The sequence below is a fragment of the Dietzia sp. E1 genome (genome assembly GCF_014145015.1).
Classification (GTDB): Bacteria; Actinomycetota; Actinomycetes; order Mycobacteriales; family Mycobacteriaceae; genus Dietzia; species Dietzia cinnamea_A.
Genome location: NZ_JAALDU010000490.1, coordinates 1 through 4,345, shown reverse-complemented (window position 1 = coordinate 4,345; position 4,345 = coordinate 1). Strand labels below are relative to the sequence as shown.

At 62.8% G+C, this 4,345-nt stretch carries 5 protein-coding genes and 1 pseudogene; 2 read left to right on the top strand and 4 right to left on the bottom strand.

The annotated features are described in order from the left end of the window. The coding region (locus G6030_RS14425; protein ID WP_182643587.1) for a recombinase family protein at positions 1–273 on the top strand (273 nt) is incomplete at its 5' end. Between the two features lie 82 nt (positions 274–355). Then, on the top strand, positions 356–1,420 hold the full coding sequence (locus G6030_RS14420; protein WP_095719482.1) for a hypothetical protein: 1,065 nt from the start codon (positions 356–358) through the stop codon (positions 1,418–1,420). A gap of 170 nt (positions 1,421–1,590) precedes the next feature. Here G6030_RS14420 and G6030_RS14415 read toward each other — a convergent pair whose 3' ends face one another. The 4 genes and pseudogenes from G6030_RS14415 to G6030_RS14400 form a co-directional block, all read right to left on the bottom strand. Then, on the bottom strand, positions 1,591–1,980 hold the full coding sequence (locus G6030_RS14415) for a four-helix bundle copper-binding protein (RefSeq protein WP_228549190.1): 390 nt from the start codon (positions 1,978–1,980) through the stop codon (positions 1,591–1,593). Between the two features lie 181 nt (positions 1,981–2,161). Next, positions 2,162–3,463: an APC family permease gene (locus G6030_RS14410; RefSeq protein ID WP_096905718.1), complete on the bottom strand. Its 1,302-nt coding sequence runs from the start codon at positions 3,461–3,463 to the stop codon at positions 2,162–2,164. A 67-nt stretch (positions 3,464–3,530) separates the two neighbouring features. After that, positions 3,531–4,127, bottom strand: a complete 597-nt coding sequence (locus tag G6030_RS14405) for a CueP family metal-binding protein (RefSeq protein ID WP_206680917.1) — start codon at positions 4,125–4,127, stop codon at positions 3,531–3,533. Positions 4,128–4,132: 5 nt separating this feature from the next. Then, positions 4,133–4,345: pseudogene (locus G6030_RS14400) on the bottom strand (heavy metal translocating P-type ATPase); the annotation flags it as partial.

Sequence of the window (4,345 nt, the reverse complement as noted above, 5' to 3'; positions counted from 1 at the left end):
GCCCAGGATCCTCGAGCGGATCTGATGCTGTCGCTGCTCGGGGCGTTCGCCGAGTTCGAGAGAGCAATAATCCGTGAACGCCAAGCCGAGGGTATCGCCATCGCTAAGGCGAAAGGCAAGTACAAGGGACGCAAACGCGTCCTGACTGACGAGCAGGTCGACAAGGCCCGGGCCCGCGTCGAGGCGGGGGAGGGGCCGTCGGCGATCGCCCGTGACCTCGGTGTGGGGCGGTCCACGCTGTACCGCGCTTTGCAGCGCGTGCACACAAACTGAAGGGCGGTTCGCGCTGTGGTGCTCGAGTGTCGGACCCCTGCTGTAGCTTGCGAGAACCCAATCTCCGACCAGGAGGGACCAGATGAGTTCGAGCATGTACCGCAGGCAGCTGGAACAAAAGCGCAAGCAGCGACGAGACGCAGAATCCAAGGTGGGGAACTGCAGGACTAAGGAATCGACCGCCAGGGCAGCGGCTGCCAAGGCCCGCGGTGCAGCGGCGGCCACCAAGAGCTCGACCACCATGAAGAGTAAGCTCAGGGAGGCGGAGCGTAAGGATAAAGAGGCGGAAACGGCAGGTAAAGACGCCGCACAGTGGCAGAAGAGAGTGGACAGCTACTCAAAACAGGAGCTGGATCTCCAGGCGAAATTGGAGCGAGCACAAAAGTCAGAGCTTGAGGCGGCGGAGCGTAAGCGCAAGAAGGCAGAGGAAGAGGCTGCGCGTAGGGCTGCTGGCGAAAGGCAGGCGTTCAACTCGCGGCTCAGGCAAGCAGAAGATGCGGTGAACGAGGTAATGCGCTCGGTACCATCGCCCAAAGCGGAAGTGCTCAGAATATTGCTGCTGGGCGCCGCTTCCGAGGGGGACCTGAGGATCGGCCGAGAGCAGAAACGGATTCGAACTGCGGTTGAAGCTGCGCTTCACCGTGATCAGATTCAGTTCGACGCGCGGCCCGCCGCTACTACGGCGGACTTGATGGACGGGATCACTAAGTTCCGTCCCCACGTCGTTCACTTCTCAGGTCACAGCAGCAGTGCTCTCATCGTCTTCGAGAGAGACCGAGATGAGCAGCACGACGGCGTGATAGTGACTGCACAGGCATTCGCCCGAGCCGTGCAAGCCACTGACAGTCCACCCCTGCTCGTTCTCTTGAACTCGTGCAACTCGGCTCCGCAGGCTAACAACCTGGTTGAAGAGAAGATCGTCCCCCTCGCCATTGGGATGGCAGACAGCATTGCCGACACCGATGCCATCAACTACGCCGCACAGTTCTATGCTGCCATCGCCAATGGCCAGTCAGTTCATTCTTCGCATCGAGCAGCTCGGGCGAGTCTTGAGCTTGACGGTCTCGAGGGGTACGAACTCCCTACCTTGGCTTCCGCGGATGGCATAGATCCATCCCAGGTCGTTCTCGTCAAACCGACTGAATAGCGATGCGGTTTTCCTTGCGGGGAGTCTGCTAGCTGTGGCTTAGGGCTGGGCGGTTCATATCGTTGAACTGTGCATACGGCCCCTGCTTCGACTTTACGTAACGTTTGGATATCGGCGGGTGGCCCAGCCTGGTCGATTGTCGTACGACCGACCAGGCCGGGCATTGATCGTTAGCTGATCGCGGACAGGAGTTCGGTGCAGGCCTGTTCGCATTTGCGGCAGGCTTCGGCGCAGACTCGACAATGCTCGTGCATGTCCTCGTGCTTCTTACACTCGGTGGCACATTCTGCGCATGCTGTCCGGCATGCCTCGAGCGTGGTTTTGACCGTGGCTAGGTTCTGCCCGGTGCGACGGCTGAGGATTTTGCCAGTGGTTGCGCAGAGATCGGCGCAGTCAAGGTTGAGGCGAATGCAGTTCCGTAGGTCTGCGACCATCTCTTCGGCCAGGCAGGCGTCAGCGCACGAGGTGCAAGTCTGTGCGCATTCGAGACACGCGGCGATGCAGTCGGCAAGCTTCTGCACGTCTATGCCGGAAGCGTCGTTGGGGTGGGTTTCGATCATTGAAGTGATGTGAGACATCGATGTGCTCCCTTCTTCTCCGAGTCGTCGCTGGAGGCGCCCAGCTAACGCCGACGCTACTGATGCGCAGAACTGGCTACAGTCCCTCGGTTCGACCTTCGCAGAATCTTTGTAATAACAAGCGTCCAATACCCGTTGTAGCGGCTTTTCGCAGAAGGGCGGATCATTGTGCGGAGCGGTGACGCACGGTGATCCACTGCGCTGTGATGATGACTAGGGCCACGATCGCGGTGATGCCCAGCGTGAGTGGGTCGGACTGCGCCTTGAGCAGGAGGAAGGGTACGAGCACTGCGACGTCGAGGACGATCGCGACCCACGGGATCCACGCCTTGGCATTGACGTCGTCCTTGAGGCGTCGGACGATCCCGTAATGGATGGCGATGTCCATTGCCAGGTACAAGATCGCCCCCAGGGAGGCGATCTGTGACAGGTCGAAGAAGGCTGCCATGAGGATCGCCAGGCCGGCTGTGATGTAGAGCGACTGGTGTCCGCCAGCCCCGGGTAGTCCCGGCACCTGGCCCATGTCGCGGAGCATGTCGTAGAGCTTGGAGACAGAGAACAAGCTCGCGATGAGTCCTGACAGCGTCGCCACCACCGCGATGATCACGGTCAGCGTGACGCCCCAGGATCCGAACATCGGCTTGGCAGCCTCGGCGAGGGCGTAGTCGCGGGCCCCGATGATCTGCGGAACGGTCAGGCTGGCGGTTACTGCGACGGTGATCAACAGGTAGAGGACGGTGCACAGGGCGATGGAGATCATGATGGAGCGGCCGATGTTGCGCTCCGGGTCCCGTAGGTCCGCGCCCTGGTTGGTGATCGTGGTGAAGCCCTTGTAGGCCAGGATGCACAGGGTCACCCCGGCCAGAAAGCCCATCCAGCCGTGCTCCGGTGGGGTGCGTTCGGCGACGGTGAACAGTCGGCCCAGCGAGGACACGCCCGCGGCCAGGATGCCGGCGATCGCCAGCACCGCGATGCCCACGATCTTGAGCGCCGCGGTAGCGGTGGCTGACCGCTCGACCCACTGGTTGCCCACCAGGTTGACCAGCGCGGCGGCGGCGATGGCGAACACTGCCAGCACCGGCACCCACAGGGAGGAGTCCTGCATGCCGAACGGCCGCAGCACGTAGGTGCCGAAGGTCCGCCCCAGCAGGGACTCGGCGAGGATCATCGACACGTACATGAACAGGGAGAACGTGCCGGCCGCCACCCCGGGCCCGTAGGCGGCTTTGAGCAGCATCGCGATCCCGCCCGAGGACGGGTTGGTGGCCGAGTACCGGATGTAGGAGTAGGAACTGAACGCCACTACCACCGCGCCGGCGAGGAACGCCCACGGCACCCAGCCGCCGGCCAATTCCGCGACCTGGCCCACGAGGGCGAAGATGCCGGCTCCGATCATTACCCCGGTTCCCAGCGCGACGGATCCGGTGAGAGTGAGCTTGTCTTGGGACTGTGTGCTGTGGTCCATGCTGACCGCACTACCTTCCTGCCGGTGGGTGGCCGCGTCGGTGGCGATATCGGCGCGAGTGGGGATGTCAGGCGAGTTGCATAGTGGTCAGGCAGGTGAGGTCATCGTCGCCCGTGGAGATCGGAGCGGTGGCCGTTCTGCCGTCGTGGTCGATGGTGAGCGTGGCCGTGATGCCTCGCGGTAGCCAGAGCCCGAGAAAGCCGTTGTCGTAGGTGATGCGCGGTTCGTCGATGAGGGTGTCACCGGAGGCGTTATCGGTGACTGTGACGTGCACCTGTTCGTTGGCGATCTCGCCGAGGCAAGTGGTCAGGCTGTGGAATCGGCAGGGGTGGGTGCTCGTGTAATACGGAGCCACTGACAGATAGAACTGGTCCTCTGGAATAGGAATCGTCTCGAGGCTCTCATCGCCACTGGTCAAGACGAGCTCAGTCGGCTGCACCGAGGCGATCAGATCGTTCGGCCTGTCGGCCACCGGCATGGTGTCGAGCGTGTTGATGATCTGGGGTGCCTCGAGGCCGGCGAGATCGTAGTGCTCCAACGACGCGGGAGGCCAGTTGGGTACTGCATTTTCGGCGGGCCCGGGCGAGCAGCCGGTCAGGGTCAGGGCAGCGGCGGCAACGAGCGCGATCGCGGCTCGTCTCCGAGTGGAGTGGGTGGTGTTCATCGGACTCATCCTCGTTGCATCGCTGTGGTGACGGTGTCCGGGCGGAGGTCGAGACGGCGCAGCAGCTGCGCGTTGAGAGCAACGACGACGGTGGAGGCGGACATGAGGATGGCGCCGACGCCCATGGGCAGTACGAATCCGATCGGGGCCAGGACACCTGCGGCCAGGGGCACGGCGGCGAGGTTGTAGCCGGCGGCCCACCACAGGTTCTGCTTCAT